Annotated in this window: 14 protein-coding genes and 1 pseudogene; 8 read left to right on the forward strand and 7 right to left on the reverse strand. The window is 69.7% G+C overall.

What is annotated here, in order from left to right; translation table 11 throughout:
- Positions 1–21 precede the first annotated feature (21 nt).
- Positions 22–1,017, reverse strand: coding sequence for a helix-turn-helix domain-containing protein (locus SSPS47_RS32140; protein ID WP_164253965.1), 996 nt, complete (start codon positions 1,015–1,017; stop codon positions 22–24).
- Positions 1,018–1,069: 52 nt separating this feature from the next.
- On the opposite strand from SSPS47_RS32140, the gene SSPS47_RS32145 reads away from it, so the two are divergent.
- Positions 1,070–1,477, forward strand: a complete 408-nt coding sequence (locus SSPS47_RS32145) for a cupin domain-containing protein (RefSeq protein WP_164253966.1) — start codon at positions 1,070–1,072, stop codon at positions 1,475–1,477.
- 142 nt (positions 1,478–1,619) lie between these two features.
- On the opposite strand, the gene SSPS47_RS32150 is transcribed toward SSPS47_RS32145, so the two are convergent.
- The 3 genes from SSPS47_RS32150 to SSPS47_RS32160 all read right to left on the reverse strand — a co-directional run bounded on the left by SSPS47_RS32150 (position 1,620) and on the right by SSPS47_RS32160 (position 3,960).
- Complete coding sequence (locus SSPS47_RS32150) at positions 1,620–2,477, reverse strand: glycoside hydrolase family protein (protein ID WP_239065151.1); 858 nt, start codon at positions 2,475–2,477, stop codon at positions 1,620–1,622.
- 52 nt (positions 2,478–2,529) lie between these two features.
- Positions 2,530–3,264 (reverse strand): thaumatin family protein, encoded by a 735-nt coding sequence (locus SSPS47_RS32155; protein ID WP_239065152.1) that lies wholly within the window; start codon positions 3,262–3,264, stop codon positions 2,530–2,532.
- 294 nt (positions 3,265–3,558) lie between these two features.
- Positions 3,559–3,960 (reverse strand): PGPGW domain-containing protein, encoded by a 402-nt coding sequence (locus SSPS47_RS32160; RefSeq protein WP_147874704.1) that lies wholly within the window; start codon positions 3,958–3,960, stop codon positions 3,559–3,561.
- Between the two features lie 411 nt (positions 3,961–4,371).
- On the opposite strand from SSPS47_RS32160, the pseudogene SSPS47_RS32165 reads away from it, so the two are divergent.
- A pseudogene (locus tag SSPS47_RS32165) lies at positions 4,372–5,268 on the forward strand (MerR family transcriptional regulator); the annotation flags it as partial.
- Between the two features lie 37 nt (positions 5,269–5,305).
- Here the strand turns inward: SSPS47_RS32165 and SSPS47_RS32170 are convergent.
- Positions 5,306–5,620, reverse strand: coding sequence for a nuclear transport factor 2 family protein (locus tag SSPS47_RS32170; protein WP_147874702.1), 315 nt, complete (start codon positions 5,618–5,620; stop codon positions 5,306–5,308).
- A gap of 249 nt (positions 5,621–5,869) precedes the next feature.
- Here SSPS47_RS32170 and SSPS47_RS32175 point away from each other — a divergent pair, with 249 nt between their 5' ends.
- From SSPS47_RS32175 to SSPS47_RS32200, 6 genes are all read left to right on the forward strand, one after another.
- The gene (locus SSPS47_RS32175) at positions 5,870–8,275 is read left to right on the forward strand and encodes an AbfB domain-containing protein (RefSeq protein ID WP_164253969.1); all 2,406 of its coding nucleotides are present in this window, start codon (positions 5,870–5,872) and stop codon (positions 8,273–8,275) included.
- A 20-nt stretch (positions 8,276–8,295) separates the two neighbouring features.
- Positions 8,296–8,499 (forward strand): hypothetical protein, encoded by a 204-nt coding sequence (locus tag SSPS47_RS32180; RefSeq protein WP_147874700.1) that lies wholly within the window; start codon positions 8,296–8,298, stop codon positions 8,497–8,499.
- Between the two features lie 162 nt (positions 8,500–8,661).
- Complete coding sequence (locus tag SSPS47_RS32185) at positions 8,662–9,105, forward strand: tetratricopeptide repeat protein (protein WP_164253970.1); 444 nt, start codon at positions 8,662–8,664, stop codon at positions 9,103–9,105.
- A 466-nt stretch (positions 9,106–9,571) separates the two neighbouring features.
- Complete coding sequence (locus SSPS47_RS32190) at positions 9,572–12,448, forward strand: carbohydrate-binding protein (protein WP_164253971.1); 2,877 nt, start codon at positions 9,572–9,574, stop codon at positions 12,446–12,448.
- Between the two features lie 20 nt (positions 12,449–12,468).
- Positions 12,469–14,196 carry a ThuA domain-containing protein gene (locus SSPS47_RS32195; RefSeq protein ID WP_164255254.1) on the forward strand — a complete coding sequence of 576 codons (1,728 nt, stop codon included), beginning with the start codon at positions 12,469–12,471 and terminating at the stop codon, positions 14,194–14,196.
- 157 nt (positions 14,197–14,353) lie between these two features.
- Complete coding sequence (locus SSPS47_RS32200; protein ID WP_164253972.1) at positions 14,354–15,025, forward strand: GntR family transcriptional regulator; 672 nt, start codon at positions 14,354–14,356, stop codon at positions 15,023–15,025.
- Here SSPS47_RS32200 and SSPS47_RS32205 read toward each other — a convergent pair.
- Together SSPS47_RS32205 and SSPS47_RS32210 are read right to left on the reverse strand one after the other, a co-directional pair.
- Positions 15,013–16,758, reverse strand: a complete 1,746-nt coding sequence (locus SSPS47_RS32205; protein WP_164253973.1) for an alpha-glucosidase — start codon at positions 16,756–16,758, stop codon at positions 15,013–15,015. The genes SSPS47_RS32200 and SSPS47_RS32205 overlap by 13 nt on opposite strands.
- A 45-nt stretch (positions 16,759–16,803) precedes the next feature.
- Complete coding sequence (locus tag SSPS47_RS32210) at positions 16,804–18,972, reverse strand: alpha-galactosidase (RefSeq protein ID WP_164253974.1); 2,169 nt, start codon at positions 18,970–18,972, stop codon at positions 16,804–16,806.
- Positions 18,973–19,129 lie beyond the last annotated feature (157 nt).

A 19,129-nucleotide genomic window follows, 5' to 3' on the forward strand; every position in this document is an offset into this window, starting at 1 on the left:
CACCCACCGGCCCGGACCGCCTCAGCCCGTCCCGCCGTCGAGGCCGAACCGGCGCTGGTAGGCCGAAGGCGTCAGGCCGGTCTCGCGGCGGACGAGCGTACGCAGGTTCGTCGCCGTGCCGAGTCCGCTGCGCCGCGCGACCAACTCGAAGCGTGACTCGCCCCGCTCGATCAACCGGCAGGCGAGGGCCACCCGTTCACCGGTGAGCCACGCCAGCGGCGTCGTGCCGAGCTGGGCCCGGAAGCGGCGGTGCAGCGTCGCGGGACTGACCGACGCCCGCGCCGCCAGGTCGGCCACAGCGAGCGGGGAGTCCAGCCGCTCCTGCGCCCAGGCGAGGACGGGCGCCAGTGACTCGTCGGGCAGGTCGGGCACCGGACGTTCCACGAACTGCCGTTGCCCGCCGTCCCGGTGGGCCGCGAAGACCAGCCGCCGGCTGACGGAGTTGGCGATCTCGGCGCCGTGGTCACGGCGGACCACATGCAGTCCGAGGTCGAGCGCGGCGGCGCTCCCCGCCGCCGTGAGGATGTCACCGTCGTCGACGAACAGCACGTCCGATTCGAGCTGTACGGAGGGGAAGCGGGCCCGGAAGGCGTCCGCCCACTGCCAGTGCGCGGTGGCCCGGCGCCCGTCGAGCACCCCCGCCTCGGCCAGGGTGAAGGCGCCGCTGCAGAAACCGACGAGGCGCGCGCCGCGCGCGTGGGCCCGGCGGACGGCGTCGAGCACGGCCGCGCGGCGAGGAACCTCGACGTCGGGCCGGTTGGGGACGATCAACGTGTCCGCCGTGTCGGCCACCGCCGGCTCGCCGACACCCGTGAGCGTGAAGAACCCGTCCCGCATCAGGGTGCTCGGCTCGGGGGAGCAGAGACGGAAGTCGTACAGTTCCCGGCCGATCTCGGGCCTGCGCAGGCCGAAGATCTCGGTGGCGCAGCCGAGTTCGAAGGGGTTCGAGTTCTCGTCCACGATCACGACGACCCGGTGGAGGCCCCGGCCGGGACCGTGCGAGGATTCTTGCGTCATATGCGATTACTAGCACTCACGTCGGCCGCGCGGAACGGACGACGATGGGCCCATGAGCGACGAACCCAACGGTCCCATCCCCCTCGACAAGGCGCTGGCCTCCTTCGACGCCCTGTGGAGCCCTCGTATCGTGACGCGCGTCAACGACTACGACGTGCGCGTCGCCAAGGTCGAGGGTGAGCATGTCTGGCACGTCCACGAGGACACCGACGAGTTCTTCCTGGTACTCGAAGGGGAACTCCGCATCTCGCTGCGCGAGCCCGCCGGTGAGCGCACCGTCGTGCTGCCGCGGGGCGCGGTCTTCACCGTTCCGCGCGGTACGGAGCACAAACCGTACGCCCCGTCCCGCGCGGCGATCCTGATGTTCGAACCGTCCGGTACGTCGACGGTCGGGGACCGCCACGAAGAGATCCCGGACCACGTCGACGCCACGACGGGCCACACCCTCGGCTCGCCCTGACCGTTTCGCCGTCCCCGCCGAAGGTGGCGGTGAACCGCCGGTGGCAGCCGGGCGCCACTGCTGCCGGACGCCGGGCCGGCGGTCGGAATCGGCTGGAAAAGTCCCGAGCCCGCTGGGCGGCATCCACGGCGATCGCCGGGACTCAGCGGCCCGCCTCGCGGTAGGCGAGTCCGGACGCGTTGGGGACCGTGCCGTTGTAGAGCCCGGTCCGGCTCGTCTCGGTGGACAGGGTGAACCAGGAGTAGCGCTCCACGTACGACTGGCTCTCCAGCATCGCCGTCGACGAGCGGACGAAGTCGATCTGCTGCTGCTCGCCGGGGTAGCGGGGTGTGCCCCCGGAGAAATCGATCAGGGCGTACTCGGTCAGCCAGATCGGCTTGCGGTAGCGGTCGTGGACGGCTTGGAGATATCCGCGCAGTTGCTCGGCCGCGGCTGAACCGAAGTCGCCGCCGTACCAGTGCACCGGAATGAAGTCGACGCGGTAGCCGCGCGCCGCGGCCCCGGACATGAATCGGTCCAGCCAGCCGCCCGGGGTGTCGCCGCCGTAGGCGACGGAGGGCGCGCCGAGCCGCAGGCCGGTCGATTGCAGGCGCGGCCACAGGTCCAGCGCCTGTTCGACCGTCATGTCGGCCTGCTCTGTCATGTCGGGCTCGTTGAAGCCCAGGAGATGGGTGCCCTGCTCCTTGGCCTGGGCCAATTCGGCGTCGGTGACCGAATCGGCTCCCCAGATCATCGGTACGAACTCGGTGCCGGCCGGCTTGGCGACGCTACCCGGGTTCGAGGACCAGCTGTAGTACCAGGACGCGCCGAGGTCGGCGAGTGCCTGTGAGGCGCCCGCGACGGAGTTCACGCTCACGCCCTTGCGCGACGACGCGGCGACCTCGGCATTCGCCGCGGGTCCGAAGAAGGACGCGCAGAGCAGGGCCAGCAGCGGCGCGAGGATCATCAGCGGCCGGCGGAAGGGGGACGGGGCGGGAGAGAAGGCGGAGGATCCGCTCACGGGGCCTGCTCCAACAGTGTGTAGGGACTCGGGATGCCGTGGGCCCCGGACATCAGTGGAAAGTGACCGTGAAGCCGCTGCATGCCCGGCACTGGCGCATCACCTGATTGCCCGGAATCGTGTCCTGCTTCGACCACGCGTAGGCCTTGGGACAGCGTGCGTTGACGGCACTGCTGTAGTCGGTCTGCGCGTCACGGTTGGGATTGACGCAGAGCATCGGTTCGCCCGTGGCGGGGTCAGAAGTCAGATTCTCGGGCGGGCAGTACGAGAGCAGGTCGTTCGAGCAGCCCATCTCCTCGCATTCGCCGCCGTCGGGCGGGGGCGCGACACCGACCGGGGTGATGGTCACCGGCAGCGACACCGCGTTGACGTAACTGACGTTGTACCAGGGCGCCAGTCCATCCGAGGGGTCGAAATTGAACTCCGCCAGGCTCGCGGGCTGTTCGCCGGTGCTGCAGCGGTCGGCGTACGGACCGCAGTCGGCGACCTTGCAGTGGAATGTGCTGCCCGACTCGCCGCTACAGCCCTGGCGCGCGAAGAACTTGCCGCGCCAGTGACCGGGCGCGGAGGTCTCCGGAATGCTGATGGTGGCCGACTGCCCGTCGTCGAGCACGGGCAGCCCTGTGAGCACCGCCGACCCATCGGCGTTGACCGTACTGCCGATCCACACACGCTGACCGGACTGGTTGACGAAGGTGACGGTGCGATCCGCGGCGGCCGCCGCCTGCACCCCTGGGCCCGCGGCTCCGGCCAGCACACAGACGAGGGCGAGGAAGAGAGCGGACAACGCGGCACGGACAACTGACGCCGAACGAGCGCCTGACACGGACCGAATACCGGATGATGAACGGACACCCATGTGGATCGCCTCTCGTGGGGGGAGAAACGCTGAGAGTGGCAATCATGAACATGCCATGCTGCGAGGGTCACCACCCTACGACACGGAGTAACGACGTGTCACCGCCCAGGCGCTCGGGGCCTGCGGCCCACCGCAGGCGGTGACGCGTACCCGAGAAACGCATGGAGTGGAGTGCCGATCCCGGGATGTCGTACGGGTGTGCCGGCCCGAGGCCGCCGACGATCAACCGCGGGGGCCACGCGTTGTGCGGTAGCTGTACACCAACAGGGCGACAAGGAGCAGACTCGAGAGAATCAGTCCAGCACCGGTGGGCCAGCCGCCGAAGGGCAGCTCGGGCATCAGGCCCCAGAACAGGCCGGCCGCCATAAGAGCCGCCGCGGTGAGGGCGGCTCCGGTGATCCGAAGCGGTGAGGAGACGCTTTCCCTGGCCGCGCGCATGGCGCGCTCCCGTACCGGGTCGACGTAGCGAGCCGCGGCAGGGAACTGATCGGAAAGGACCAGTAGCCCGGCGAGTACGAGCAGCAGGCCGGGCCCGGGCAGGACGAGCAGTGCGACGCCGATCACCAGCAGCGCCACTCCCGCTACGAGGGCGAGCCCTCGGCGTAGAGGAGTCTGTCTGTGCACCTCACTCACCTTCTGGTCTCCCCGGACGGGACAGGGATGGCTGGTAGTCGTTCGTAGGGGGGCGTCTGGCCGGCGAGGGCGATCGTAATCGAAGTGGACCTCCCGCTCTTGGAGCCCGGCACCGGCGAGGTCGACGTCTTTGACGACCCGCCCCAGAACCTCATGGGATTCGACCTTGACCCCGCACATGGGGGCACCCGGGGGGAGATCCTGGAACTGTCGGCGAGTGGCGCTCGGGGCGGCGCGCGCGGTCACCTGATCCGGTTACTGGTGGGGCTTGCATCTCAAGCTGCTTGAGATCTCATAGTTTGCGTCGTGGACATGAACGAGCTTTACACCATCGGAGATGTCGCCCGGCGGACCGGCCTGAGCGTCAGCGCCGTCCGGTACTAGGCGGACGCCGGTGTCGTCACGCCGACCGCCGGCACCCCGGCCGGTCACCGCCTGTACGACGTGTCGGCCATCGCCCGGCTGGAGCTGGTCCGGACGCTACGGGAACTCGACGCAGGCCTGGACGAGATCCGGCGGGTACTGGCCGGCGAGGCGACACTGCGCGAGCTGGCCGCCGCCCATCTGGCCCTGCTGACACGGCAGGAGACACGGCTGCGCAGCCGTCGCGCGGTGTTGTCGGCCATCCTGCGGCAGGACTCCACGGCCGGGCAGGTCACGCTGATGCACAAGCTGGCAGGCATGCCCGACGAGGAGCGCGACCGGCTGATCGACGAGTTCTGGACCGAGGTCTCCACCGGTTGGGAGCCGCCTGAGCGGATGGTCGGGTGGTGGCGGGCGGCCCGGCCGGGGCTGCCCGAACATCCCACCGCGGCCCAGATCGAGGCATGGATCGAACTGGCCGAGCTCATCCGGGACACCGAGGTCCGGCAGGCCGTACGCCGCGAGCTGCACGAGGCGTGCACCAACGGAGCCGGACCCCTGATGACCTCGTCGCCGATGCTGGACATGTTGGAGGCGGCCACACCGATCGGCCAGGCGGTGATGGACGCGGCACGCGAAGGGGTGCCACCCGACTCACCGCGGGGGCGGGAGAACGCCGACCGGTGGATCGAGTGGCTGACCGGCATCTTCGCCACACCCGACAGCCCGGGGATACCGGACACACCCGAGTTCAGGATCCAGGCGGCCGACCACATGCTGGCAGGCGCGGAGTGGGACCGCACACCGCCGGAGCCACAGGGCCCGCTCGACCGGTACACGGCACTGGTCACCGCCGTGAACGACATGCCGCAGGAACGATTCCCGTTCGAGTGGCTGGCCGAAGCCCTGCGGGCGTCCGCCCTGCCGGTCCGCTGAGCGCCGGTCCGTCGTCCCGCGCGAGGAGGGCGGGCTCTTACGCCTGGCCCGTCTCGAAGCGGCTGATACGGCCGTCCGTGACCGTGAAGGCCCAGCGCGTGCGCATCGTGCCGTACGTCGAGTTGGTGAACGTCGCCGTCAGGGCGCGGCCCCCGTCGGAGGCGGACTCGACGTCCATCCGGCCGTCGGCGGAGAAGATCTCCTTGTCGACCCAGGCCGCGAGGTCACGTTCGCTTCCGTCGTCGGACATCGTGGCGTCCGGTGCCAGTACGGCGAAGAAGGCGTCCCGGTTCCCCCCGTTGATCGCCGAGACGAACGCGGCGACCGCCGGGTCTTCGGGGATGGCGCTCATGGGTGGTCCTCCTTGTGGTCGGCCGGTGGCAGGCGGCCGGTCCGCGGCCGGGCGGGATACGGCGCCGGACCGGCGCGACGGACCGGTGCCGCGGGCAGTCCCATCATCACGCCTGCCGTGCCACCGCGCAGCCCGGCGGAACCGCGCCCGTACGGGAGGGTGTACAGCCCACTTCCAACGATGTAAAAGAATGCCTACGGGCCGCACCGACACCGTCCTCGCCCGTATGACCGAGGAGGGCAATCGACCATGCACGCCTCGTACGTCCCGGACGCCCCGCTGCGACGCCCCACCCCCACAGCCAACCGCCATGACCCGGCGGGCCAGCGCCGCGCGCGGAACCGCGTGACCGCCTGGCTCGGCGCGCTGCTGCTCCTGTGCGCGAGCCTGGTGGTGGCCGGCGGCCCCGCCGAGGCGAAGGCCGCCGCCTGGCAGCCCAAGCCGTCCCCCATGACCACCCCGTGGACCAATCGGGTCCCGGTCGACAGGCCGCTGCCGGAGTATCCGCGCCCCCAGCTCACGCGCCCCGACTGGCTCAACCTCAACGGCATCTGGGACTTCGCGGTCACCGGGGCGAGCGCGGGGCAGCCCGCCGCCTTCCCCGAGCAGATCAGGGTCCCGTTCGTCGCCGAGTCGGCCCTCTCCGGCATCCAGCGAAAGATCACCCAGAACGACAAGCTCTGGTACAAGCGGAACTTCACCGTGCCGGCGAACTGGGACGGCCGACGCGTCCAGCTCAACTTCGGGGCGAGTGACTGGCAGACCACGGTCTGGGTCAACGGCCGGCAGGCGGGCGCCGCCCACAGCGGCGGCTTCGACTCCTTCGCGTACGACATCACGCCACTGCTCACCACGGGCACCAACACCGTCGTCGTCTCCGTATTCGACCCCTCCCAGACCGGCGGCGGGGCCGTCGGCAAACAGCGGATCAACGACGTCACTCCCCACCCCGGCGGAGGCATCTTCTACACGGCCGCCTCCGGCATCTGGCAGACCGTGTGGCTGGAGCCCACCGCCTCCGCCCACATCACCCGGCTCGACATGGTGCCCAGCCTCTCCGACAACACGCTGAAGGTCACCGTCCGGGGCGCCGGTATCGCCGGCCAGACCACCAGGGTGACGGTCTCCTCCGGCGGTACGACCGTTGCCACCGCCACCGGCCCCGTGAACAGCCAGTTCTCGGTGGCGATGCCGAACCCGCGTCTCTGGACCCCCGAGGACCCGTTCCTCTACGACATCCGGGCCGATCTGCTGTCCGGCACCGGCGGCTCGACCGTCGACTCGGTCGGCAGCTACACCGGTATGCGCTCCATCTCCGTCGGCAAGGTGGGAGGCGTCCAACGCCCGCTCCTCAACGGCAAGTTCGTCTTCCAGACCGGCACGCTCGACCAGGGCTACTGGCCGGACGGCATCTACACCGCCCCCAGCGACGAGGCGCTGCGTCACGACCTCCAGAAGCACAAGGACCTCGGCTTCAACATGGTCCGCAAACACATCAAGGTGGAGCCGCAGCGCTGGTTCCACTGGGCCGACCGGCTCGGGCTCCTGGTGTGGCAGGACATGCCGTCGATGGACACCCGGACACCGGACGGCGCGGCGCGCGTGCAGTGGGAGGCGGAGTACGACCGGATCATCGACCAGCACCGCAGCTCGCCGTCCCTGGTCATGTGGGTCAACCAGAACGAGGGCTGGGGCCAGTACGACCAGGCCCGCATCGCCGACGAGGTCAAGGCGTACGACCCCTCCCGCCTCGTCAACAACATGAGCGGCGTCAACTGCTGTGGCTCCGTCGACGGCGGCAACGGTGACGTCATCGACAACCACATCTACGTCGGCCCCGGCACCACGACACCGACGGCCACCCGCGCGGCCGTCCTCGGCGAGTTCGGCGGCCTCGGCTGGAAGGTGCCGGGTCACGAGTGGTACCCGGGCGGCGGCTTCAGCTACGAGGACCAGGCGAGCGTCGCCGCGCTGAACGACCGCTTCGTCGGGCTCATCGACACCATCCGTGAGAACCAGATGCCCAGCGGTCTCTCGGCGTCCGTCTACACCGAGATCACCGACGTCGAGAACGAGGCCAACGGTCTGCTGACGTACGACCGGCAGGTGGTCAAGGTCGACGAGGCCCGCGTCAGGGCCGCCAACCTCGCCCTCGTCGACGCCTCGCGCAACCCGCCCCCACCGGTCACGCTTCCCACCGGCCAGAACAAATCGCTACGGGTCACCACACCCGGCCACACCGGCAAATACCTGCGCCACCAGGAAGGGCTCGCGTTCACCGCGCCCGTCGACGCGAACAGCGACAGCCTGCTGAAGAACGACGCCACCTGGAAGATCGTCCCCGGCCTCGCGGGCAGCGGCTGCTACTCCTTCGAGTCCCGCAACTACCCCGGCCAGTATCTGCGGCACCGCGACTTCCGCGTCTACAAGGAGGCGGGTGACGGCTCGGCGCTCTTCCGGGCCGACGCCACGTTCTGCGCGCTTCCCGCCACCGGGGGAGTACGGCTGGCCGCGTACAACATGCCCGGCGGCTATCTGCGGCACATCAACTCGGAGGTGTGGATGGCGACTCGGGGCGGTCCGCGAGCCTGGGACGACGCGGCGTCGTTCACGCCGGACACGACCTGGTCCGTCGACAACCCGTGGGCCGGGTGAGCGTGTGCGAGCATTCCCGTATGGATCTGCCCAGCCTCGAACTTGCCGTACAGCGACTGCGTGACGCCGAGGCGGCCCTGGACGCCGCACGCGCCGATGTGGAGATCGAGGCGGTACTCGCCGTGCGCCGGGGCGAGGCCGTCGAAGACGTCTCGACGGCCTCGGGAATCACACCGCGCGACCTGCTGAGACTGGAGAAGACGGCGGACCGACGTCCGGCCTGACCGCCGGGCGGCCCGCGACCGCGGACCGCCCGGCGAATCCTCCCGTCGCAAGACGTGCGATTCGGCTGATTTGTCAGTCCGGACCCCCGACTGGCCGTACAGTTCCGCACACGGGCTGTGGGTGGGACAGGCGGGGGAATCAGGGGGACGAGCGTCGTTTTCGTGCACGGCACGGGAGTCCGGATCGAGTCCTACGAAAAGTCGTTCACCCGCGTCTCCCGAGTCCTGATCACAAGAACAGTCCGGGCGGATTCCCTGAATGATCAGGGCCGGTCCGAAGCGGCCGAGAAGGAATACCGGGCGTTGGTGATACTCAACACGCGCCATGAAGGTGCGGACGCCGCCTGGACGCTGAGGCTCCGCCATGCCTTGGGGTTCACTCTCGACAAACTGCGCCGATTCGAGGAAGCGGAATCGGAGAACCGCGCGACGTGGGAGTCCCGGAAAGGTGCCCTCGGAGACGAAGCCCCCCTCACCCTGACGACCCGGCACAGTCTTGCTTTCTCACTTCACGGCCTCGGGCGCCCGGATGAAGCGGAAGCGGAGTACGAGGCGGTGCTTGAGGCGCGGTCCCGCGTCCTGGCCCGGATCACGGGAACACCGTGATCACGCGGAACCGGCTCGTGAAAGCCCGTCAGGACCGCGCCGCCGACCGACCGTAGCCGCTCTCGGGCGCACCGTGCTGTGCCACGGCCCACCGCACTCGCGCCAGTGCACAGTGCACCCGCCTGCGGCATTTGTTCAGTGTGCGGACGCAATCCGGGTCGACCGTCAACAGCCTTGATCCCCTGGCCGGGTCGCCGCTCACGCGCGCTCGGCGCGGGTGCAGGTCACAGCCATTTGGATAGACCCTTGACAAATTATGATTCCGTTGCCAGCATGCAAAACTCTCGCGGGTTTCTCGCGAATGTTCGGTGCCGCATCACATGCCCTTGCACGGACGCACGGCTGCTCATCGGGTGACGGGACATCACCCGGTCGGCAGGTTCCTCCCTGAGTGAGACACGGTGGCGCGCTCGCCCGCGCTTCCGCCTGCCTCGCTCCCCTTGGATCAGGTAAGGAAGGAAGCTCGATGTCAGGACTCTCAGGACGGCCGCGCCCGAGACAGAAGTGGCTGAGGTGGCTCGCGGTGCTGGGTCTGGTGGTGGGTGGCGGCGCGATCAGCGTTCCCACCGCCGCCGCCCATCCCGGCCACGAGGCAGCACCCGCAGTACCCGCAGCACCCGCCGCCATTCCGGCAGGCGACTACCAGCAGGTACAACTCGCGCTCGGTTCAGCCGAGTTGGGCCAGGCGATGTCACTCGCCGTACTCCCCGACCGTGCCGTCGTGCACACGGCGAGGGACGGCACGGTCCGCTTCACGGACGCCGCAGGCAACACCAAGTCGGCGGGCAAGCTGGACGTCTACACCCATGACGAGGAAGGCCTCCAGGGGATAGCCGCCGACCCGAACTTCCAGAGCAACCGGTATCTGTATCTGTACTACTCGCCCAAGCTGAGCACCCCCGGCGGCGACGCGCCGGTGACCGGCAGCGCCGCGACCTTCGAGGCGTGGAAGGGCCATCTCAACCTCTCCCGCTTCACGCTCAAGGCCGACAACACGCTCGACCTGGCCAGCGAGAAGGTCGTGCTCGAAGTCCCCAACGACCGAGGCCAGTGCTGCCACGTCGGCGGTGACATCGACTTCGACGCGGCCGGGAACCTGTATCTGACCACGGGCGACGACACGAACCCGTTCGAGTCCTCGGGCTACTCGCCGATCGACGAACGCGGCGACCGCAACCCGCAGTTCGACGCCCAGCGCTCCTCGGGCAACACCAACGACCTGCGCGGCAAGGTCCTGCGGATCAAGCCGACCGCGGCCGGCGGCTACACCGTCCCGTCCGGCAACCTCTTCGCCGCCGGCACCGCGCGGACGCGCCCCGAGATCTACGCGATGGGCTTCCGCAACCCGTTCCGGATGTCCGTCGACAAGGCCACCGGCATCGTCTACCTCGGCGACTACGGCCCGGACGCGGGAGTCACCAACGCCGACCGCGGTCCCAGCGGCCAGGTCGAGTTCAACCGCATCACCGCGCCGGGCAACTACGGCTGGCCTTACTGCACCGGCACGAACACCGCCAACGAGACGTACAGCGAGTACACCTTTCCGAGCGGTCCGTCCGCCGCGAAGTACAACTGTGGCGCACCCGCGAACAATTCGTTCCGCAACACCGGTCTTCCCACCCTGCCCGCCGCCAAGTCGAGCTGGATCAAGTACGGCGGAGACGCGGGCTCCCCGCCCGAGTTCGGCGGCGGCTCCGAGTCGCCCATGGGCGGCCCCGTCTACCGCTACAACGCCAACCTCAACTCGAACGTGAAGTTCCCGCAGTCCCTCGACGGCCGCTTCTTCGCCGGTGAGTACGGCCGCAAGTGGATCAAGGCCATCGAGGTCAAGGCCGACGGCACCCCGGGCGTCATCGAGGCCTTTCCGTGGACCGGCACGCAGGTCATGGACCAGGCCTTCGGCCCGGACGGCGCGCTGTACGTCCTGGACTACGGCACCGGCGGCAACAACCAGGCTCTCTACCGCGTCGAGTACGTCGGCGCGGCGAACCGCAACCCGGTCGCCAAGGCAACCGCGGACAAGGTGTCCGGCCCCACCCCGCTGACCGTCGCGTTCTCCTCGGCCGGCAGCTCGGACCCCGAGGGAAAGGCCCTGACGTACTCCTGGAACTTCGGTGACGGCAGCACCTCCACGGCAGCCAACCCGAGCCACACCTACACCACCAACGGCACCTTCCGGCCGACGCTGACCGTGCGGGACCCGGAAGGCCTCACCGGTACGGCGAGCCTGGTCGTCACGGCCGGCAACACCGCGCCGACCGTGACCCTCCAGACCCCCAAGGACGGCCAGCTGTTCTCCTTCGGTGACACCGTGCCCTTCCAGGTCACCGTCAGCGACCCGGAGGACGGGACCATCGACTGCTCCAAGGTCAAGGTCACCTATCTGCTCGGCCACGACGAGCACCGCCACCAGATCACCCAGGCCACCGGCTGCTCCGGCAACCTGAACGTGCCCGCCGACGGTGAGCACGACAGCGCGGCCAACATCTACGGAGTCTTCGACGCCGAGTACACCGACGGCGCCGGGCTGACCACGCACAGCGCCCGTATCCTCCAGCCCCGGCACCGGCAGGCCGAGCACTTCGGCGCCCAGTCCGGCATCCAGGTCGCCGCGCACGGCAACGCCGAGGGCGGCAGCACGGTCGGCTTCACCGACAACAACGACTGGGTCTCCTTCAAGCCGTACAATCTGTCCAACGCCAACAGGATCACCGCCCGGGTCGCCTCCGGCGGCGTCGGCGGCACTCTGGAGGTACGGGCCGGGTCCGCGACCGGCACACTGCTCGGATCCGTGGCCGTGGCCCCGACCGGCGGCTGGGAGAACTTCGTCGACGTCTCGGCGAACATCGCCAACGCCCCCGCCGCGACAACCGAGTTGTTCCTGGTCTTCAAGGGCGTGACCGGCCAGGGCAAACTCTTCGACGTCGATGCCTTCACCTTCACCACCGGCGGCGCCTCCAGCCAGACCGTCGAGGGCGAGTCCTTCAGCTCGGGGCAGGGAGTTCGGGCGGCCGACCACGCTCCGGCGAGCGGCGGCCGGACCCTCGGCTACATCGAGAACGGTGACTGGGCGGGTTACGCCTCCGTCCCGACCGCCGGGACCAAGACCTTCTCCGCGAAGGTCTCGTCGGCCGGCGCCGGCGGCACCGTGACGATCCGCTCGGGCTCCGCCACCGGCGCCGTCCTCGGCACCGTGGCCGTCCCCAACACCGGTGGCTGGGAGACGTTCAGCAACGTCTCCACCGCGCTGACCGGTACCGGATCGTCCGGTGCGCTGTTCCTCACCTTCACCGGTGGGGCCGGCTCCCTGTTCGACATCGACACCCTCACTCTCACCAAGTGACGCGAGTCAAGGAGACGATGATGCTCCGTCAGCTCCGCACACTGCCGAAGACCGCCGCGGCGGCCTTCGCCCTCACCCTCGGCCTCGCCGCGTCACTCCTGACACCGGCCACGGCGGCCCAGGCCGCCGACCCCGCGTACAAGGTCCTCGTCTTCTCCAAGACGGCGGGCTTCCGTCACGACTCCATCCCCGTCGGCATCCAGACCATCCGCGACCTCGGCGCCGCCAACAACTTCACCGTCACCGCCACCGAGGACAGCAACGCCTTCACCTCCTCCAACCTGGCCGGCTTCAAGGCCGTCGTCTTCCTCTCCACCACCGGCGACGTGCTGAACACCAGTCAGCAGGCCGCGCTCCAGGGGTACGTGGACGGTGGCGGCGGCTACTTCGGCGTCCACGCGGCGGCCGACACCGAGTACGAGTGGCCGCACTACGAGCAGCTCGTCGGCGCCTGGTTCAAGAGCCACCCGGCGATCCAGCGGGCCACGGTGAAGAACGAGGACCGGTCGCACGCGGCCACCTCGCACCTGGGCCAGACCTGGTCCCGTACCGACGAGTGGTACAACTACCGCACCAATCCCCGCCCGCAGGTTCGCGTCCTCCAGAGCCTGGACGAATCCAGCTACAGCGGCGGGGAGATGAGCGGCGACCACCCGATCACCTGGTGCCACCCGCAGGGCAACGGCCGTTCCTTCTACACCGGACACGGTCACACCCAGGAGTCGTACGCCGACCCGGCGTTCCGCTCCCTGCTGCTCGGCGGCATCCGTTACGCGGCGGGCTTCGCCAAGGCCGACTGCCGTGCGGAGACGGGCTACACCACGCTCTACAACGGTTCGACCACCGGCTGGTCCCAGGCCGGACCGGGGAGCTTCACCAACACCGATGCCACGCTGAACGCGCAGGGCGGCATGGGCCTGTACTGGTACCGGGCGAAGGAGTACGCCTCGTACTCCCTCAAACTGGACTGGCGCATGGCCGGGGACGACAACTCCGGTGTGTTCGTGGGCTTCCCGGCCTCCGACGACGTCAACACGTCGGTGAACCAGGGCTACGAGATCCAGATCGACGCCACCGACGCGGCCGACCGGACCACCGGGTCCATCTACGGCTTCAAGGCGGCGGACATCGCAGCACGGAACAACGCCCTTAATCCGCCAGGAAGTTGGAACACCTACGAGATCCGAGTGGAGGGGGAGCGGCTCCAGGTCTTCCTCAACGGCGTACGGATCAACGACTTCACCAACACCGATCCGGTGCGCTCCCTGACGCAGGGTCATATCGGGATCCAGAACCACGGCACCGGTGACGACGTGTCCTTCCGCAACATCCGGATCAAGGAACTGGGAGGCATCACACCTCCTCAGTCGACCACCTACGAAGGGGAGTCCTACACCTCAGGACAGGGCGTCCAGCCCGCCGACCACGCCCCGGCGAGCGGCGGCCGGACCCTCGGCTACATCGAGAACGGCGACTGGGCGGGCTACTCCCAGGCGTCGCTGACCGGTGCGAAGACCTTCTCCGCGAAGGTCTCGTCGGCCGGCGCAGGAGGTACCGTCCAGGTCCGCTCGGGCTCGGCGACCGGACCGGTCCTCGGTACGGTCGCGGCGCCGAACACCGGTGGCTGGGAGACCTTCCGTACCGTGTCCACCACACTGTCGGGCACACCCACCGGGCCGGTGTTCCTCAGCTTCACCGGTGGGGCCGGCTCCCTGTTCGACATCGACACCTTCACCATCGGGACGTAGCGTCTACCTCGGCGGACCCGACTGACAGGCCGTAAGCGATCTGCGGTGCGGCCGAGTCGGCCCCGGAGGATCCAGATTCTCCGGGGCCGACCCATTTTTACGCATGGCTTGCGTCAACCGCGTTGACGCGTCGTACTTCATACGTCATATATGACACATGACCTTTACGCCCACCCCGATACCGTCCCGCACCCAGTACGTACTGGAGGCGATCAAGCACGCCATCCTGACGGCGAAGCTCCCACCGGGACAGGCACTGGTCGAAGCCGAACTCGCCGCCCAGTTCGGCGTGTCCAAGACCCCCGTACGCGAGGCGCTCAAGACCCTCGCCGGCACCGGACTCGTCGTCATGAGCCAGTACAAGGGCGCTGTCGTACGACACGTCGACGCGGCCATGGCGCGGGAGGTGTACGACGTACGCCTGCTGATCGAACCGGAGGCGCTGAGGCGCTCGGTGGGCCGGAAGGCCCGCTTCGAAGCGGCCCAGGAGGCCCTGGACCGGGCCGAGTCGGCGGGGGACCGGGCGGACAGATCGCTCGCCAACCGCGACTTCCACCGGGCGCTCTATCTGCCCTGCGGCAACCCGCTCCTCGCCCGGATACTGGACGAGATCCGCGACCAGGCCGCCCTCGTGTCCACCGTGGCGTGGGCGGCCGTCCCGACCTGGGAGCGCGAGGCGGCCGAGCACCGCGAGATCCTGCGGCTCGCGGTCGCCGGGGACGCGATGTCCGCCGCGGACGCCCTCCGCGAGCACATCGCGTCGTTCGTACGCCGCGCCTTTCCCGAGGACCGGGAGGAGGCGGACGGCTCCGGTTCTCAGACCGGCTGAGCCGGATACGGCGACGGGTCCCCGTCCCCTCGTCGCACGCGCCGGCGGTGCACCCTCGCCTCCCAGGGGGCGAGCGTCACCGTCGTGGTCACGGGCCCGGGGTCCGCGACGTTCCCGATCAGCAGCTCGGTGTCCCGCCAGCCGTCGTCCTGGAGGTCGACCTCGGCCACCGCGCCGGTGAAGTTGCCCATGACCAGCAGCTCGGTCGCCGTCCCGTCGGCCGCCGCCAGCCGTCGGGTGAAGGCGTACACACGCGGGTCCTGTGGCAGCAGCATGGTGAAGTCGCCGTGCGCCACGGCCGGTTCAAAGTGCCGGAGCGCGATCAGCCGCCGGTAGTGGTGGAAGACGGAGGACGGATCGGCGTACGCCGCCTGCGCGTTGACCTCCGTGTGGTTCGGGTGGACCGGGATCCACGGGATGCCGGTGGTGAACCCGGCGTGCGGCGAGGCGTCCCACTGCACGGGCGTACGGGCGTTGTCACGTCCCATCGCCCGCAGCCCCGCCAGGACACGCGCCGGGTCGGCGCCCCCGCCGACCGCCTCCGCGTAGTGGTTGAGGGATTCGATGTCGCGGAAGTCCTCGATGGAGGTGAACGGGGCGTTGGTCATGCCCAGTTCCTCCCCCTGGTAGATGTACGGCGTGCCGCGGTGCAGATGCAGGACGGTGGCGAGCATCGTCGCCGACCTGACCCGGTGGGCGGGCCCGTCGTCGCCGAAGCGGGAGACGACACGCGGCTGGTCGTGGTTGTTCCAGTAGAGACTGTTCCAGCCCCTCTCACCGAGGGCGTCCTGCCACCGGCCGAGGGACGCCTTCAGATCGAGCAGGTTCAGCGGCCGTACGTCGAACTTGCCGTCGCCGTGGTCGAGTCCGACGTGTTCGAACTGGAACACCATGTCCACCTCGGCGCGCGCCGGATCGGTGAAGAGTCTGGCCTCCTCGACGGTGACGCCCGGCATCTCGCCCACGGTGAGGAGCCGTTCGGGGCGCCCGGCGAAGACCTCGCGGTGCATCTCCTGGAGGAACTCGTGGATCCGGGGCCCCGCGCCGTGGTGGGTGCGGTCGGCCAGTGCCGGGTCCTTCGAGATGAGGTTGATGACATCCATCCGGAAGCCGTCGACGCCCCGGTCGAGCCACCAGTTCATCATCCGGTGGACGGCCGCGCGGACCTCGGGATTCTCCCAGTTGAGGTCGGGCTGCTTCCGGGAGAAGAGGTGCAGGTAGTACGCGTCGCCGGGCTCGTCGTACTCCCAGGCGGGCCCGGAGAAGAAGGAGCGCCAGTTGTTGGGCTCGGCGCCCGGCGTACCGGGCTCGGCGCCGTCCCGGGCGGGCCGCCACCAGTACCAGTCGCGCCTCGGGCTGTCCGGCCCCCGCCGTGACTCGGTGAACCACGGGTGTTCGTCGGAGGTGTGGTTGACGACGAGGTCCATGACCAGCCGCATGGAGCGTGCGTGGACGGCGGCGAGCAGGTCGTCGAAGTCCGCCAGCGTGCCGAAGGCCGGATCGATGTCCTGGTAGTCGCTGATGTCGTATCCGTTGTCGTCCTGCGGCGACGGGTACACCGGCGACAGCCACAGGACGTCGACGCCGAGAGCGGCGAGATGGTCCAGCCGGCCGATGATGCCGCGCAGGTCCCCGACGCCGTCGCCGTCGGAGTCGGCGAAGCTGCGCGGATAGATCTGGTAGACGACGGCGGACTTCCACCAGGCGTCCTGGGAAGAGGAGTTGCTGCTCATGTGCCGGAACCTCGTGTGATCGCGGACGGGTGGCCGTGGCGGTGGTCAGAGTCTGCGCGCCTCCACGAGCACCAGACGTTCCGGGAAGAGTGTGGGCGCCCGTAAGCCGGCGGTCGTCAGCATCCTGCCCGTCAGCGTCACGCCCGCGGGGCGTTCCCACCAGAGGGGATCGGACCGGTGGGGTCCCTCGGGCCGGTCGCCGGGCCTGCGGGGCCGTACCTGGTAGCGGGCGTCCGGATCGAGGCCGGGCAGCCGTACGAGGCCCGCCGGGGACATCACGCTCGTCGCCGTCTGGACGAGGGCGTACAGCGCGTGCGAGCGGTCGGCCGCCACCACACCGTGCACCCGCAGCGCCGGATCGGGGTGGTCCCCGTGGACGACCGTGCCGGTGTGCAGCAGCGGCCGCAGCTCCTTGTACGCGGCGACCCACTCGGCGAGCCGGGCGCGCTCGCCGGGGCTGGCCGCGGTGAGATCCCACTCGATGCCGAAGTGCCCGAAGAGGGCGGTCCCGGCCCGGAAGTCGAGGGTGTGGGCGCGCCCGGTGGTGTGCGACACGGGCGAGCCGACATGGGCGCCGAGCAGCTCCGGCGGCAGCAACAGCCCCGTCCAGCACTGTATTTGCCCGCGCTCCAGCGCGTCGATGCAGTCGCTGGTCCAGACGCGGTCGGTGCGCTCCAGGATGCCGAGGTCGACCCTGCCCCCGCCGGACGAGCAGGACTCGATCTCCAGACCGGGGTGCCGGGCGCGCAGCTCGTCCAGCAGCCGGTACGCCGCGGCCGTCTGCGCGTGGACACCGGCGGCGCCCGTCGGGCTGTGCCCGGCCTCCACGAGATCCCGGTTGTGATCCCACTTGAGGTAGTCGATGTCGTACTCGGTGACCAGTGCGTCGAGCCGCTCCAGCAGATGGTCGTAGGCTCCGGCGTGGCCGAGGTCGAGCACCTGCTGCTGCCGGGACTCGGGCGGGAGCCGGCCGCCCGTCGCGAGGATCCACTCGGGATGGGTCCGGGCGAGGTCGGAGTCGGGGTTGACCATCTCGGGCTCGACCCAGAGCCCGAACTCCAGCCCCAGGGAACGGACATGGTCAACCAGCGGACCCAGCCCCCGGGGCCAGACGGTCTTGTCCACGTACCAGTCGCCGAGCCCCGCGCGGTCGTGCCTGCGGCCCTTGAACCACCCGTCGTCCAGGACGAACCGCTCGGCGCCCACCTCGGCGGCGGCGTCCGCCAGCGCCTTCAGTGTGTCGATGTCCTGCTGGAAGTAGACGGCCTCCCAGGTGTTGAGGGTGACCGGCCGGGGCCGCCGTGGGTGGTGGGTCCTGGCACGCAGGTGCTGGTGGAAGCGCCCGGCCAGCTCGTCGAGTCCGTGACCGTACGATCCGACGAGCCACGGGCTCGTGTACGACTGGCCCTCGGCCAGCAGGACTTCGCCCGCGAGCAGTGTCTCGCCGCCGCCGAGCAGCGACACCCCGGCGGGGGTGCGTTCGGCGAGGGTGCGGTGGTTGCCGCTCCAGGCCACGTGCACGCCCCAGACCTCGCCCGTACGGAAACCGAAACCGCTCTCGCCCGCGAGATGCAGCAGCGTCGCGTCCGTGCCCGTTCGGCCCCGCCGGTTCTCCCTGAGATGCGTTCCCAGCGTGAACTCGTGCCGCTGCGGGCTGCGTTCGCGCAGGTGCCGGCCGGTGAGGTCGAGGAGTTCGGTGGCGTGGGCGGGAACGGGCAGGGTGAGCAGCAGACCGTCGAGTGTGTACGGTCGCCCGCCGGCGGCGCGGTTGGTGAGCGTGGCGCGCTGCCGCACCAGCCCGGAGGCGGTCAGCTCGATCTCCAGCACCAGGCCGAGGCGGGCGTGTTCGTCCACGGCCTCGACGGTGAGTTGATGCGCCTGGAGAAGGTCGGGCGTGCGGACGGTACGGATGGAGCGGACGGTGAAGGCCGCCGAGAAGTCGGCCCCGTCGCGGTGGCCGGTGAGGCCCGGCGTACCGAGCCAGCCCGCCGAGTGCTCCGGCAGGAGGGAGAGCGGGACGGGCAGGTCGAGGGTGTTGGTCATCTGCCGCGCGGCGCTCGCCGTCGCCAGTTCGGCGAGTCCGGTCGCGCCGGGGTCTGCGAGATCGTCGCCCCAGTGGACCACCCGGGGCAGCCGGTCACCGGTGCAGTCGAGGACCAGGCTGGTACCCGCGGCGCGCAGGTGGAGGTAGTCACGGGGGTGACCGGTGGGCATCGGGGCTCCTCGGGTCGTCCATCGTCCATCGGCCGCCGGTCGGCCCCTGCGTTGTCACGCTGCGGTCCCTAGTTTCGTGGTGGAAGTTTCTGCCCGTCAATAGGTGGCTGCCACGTCGTGGGGTTGGCGAAAACCCGCCCGTCGGGCCAGGTTTGTT

This window comes from Streptomyces sp. S4.7 (genome assembly GCF_010384365.1).
Taxonomy (GTDB): domain Bacteria; phylum Actinomycetota; class Actinomycetes; order Streptomycetales; family Streptomycetaceae; genus Streptomyces.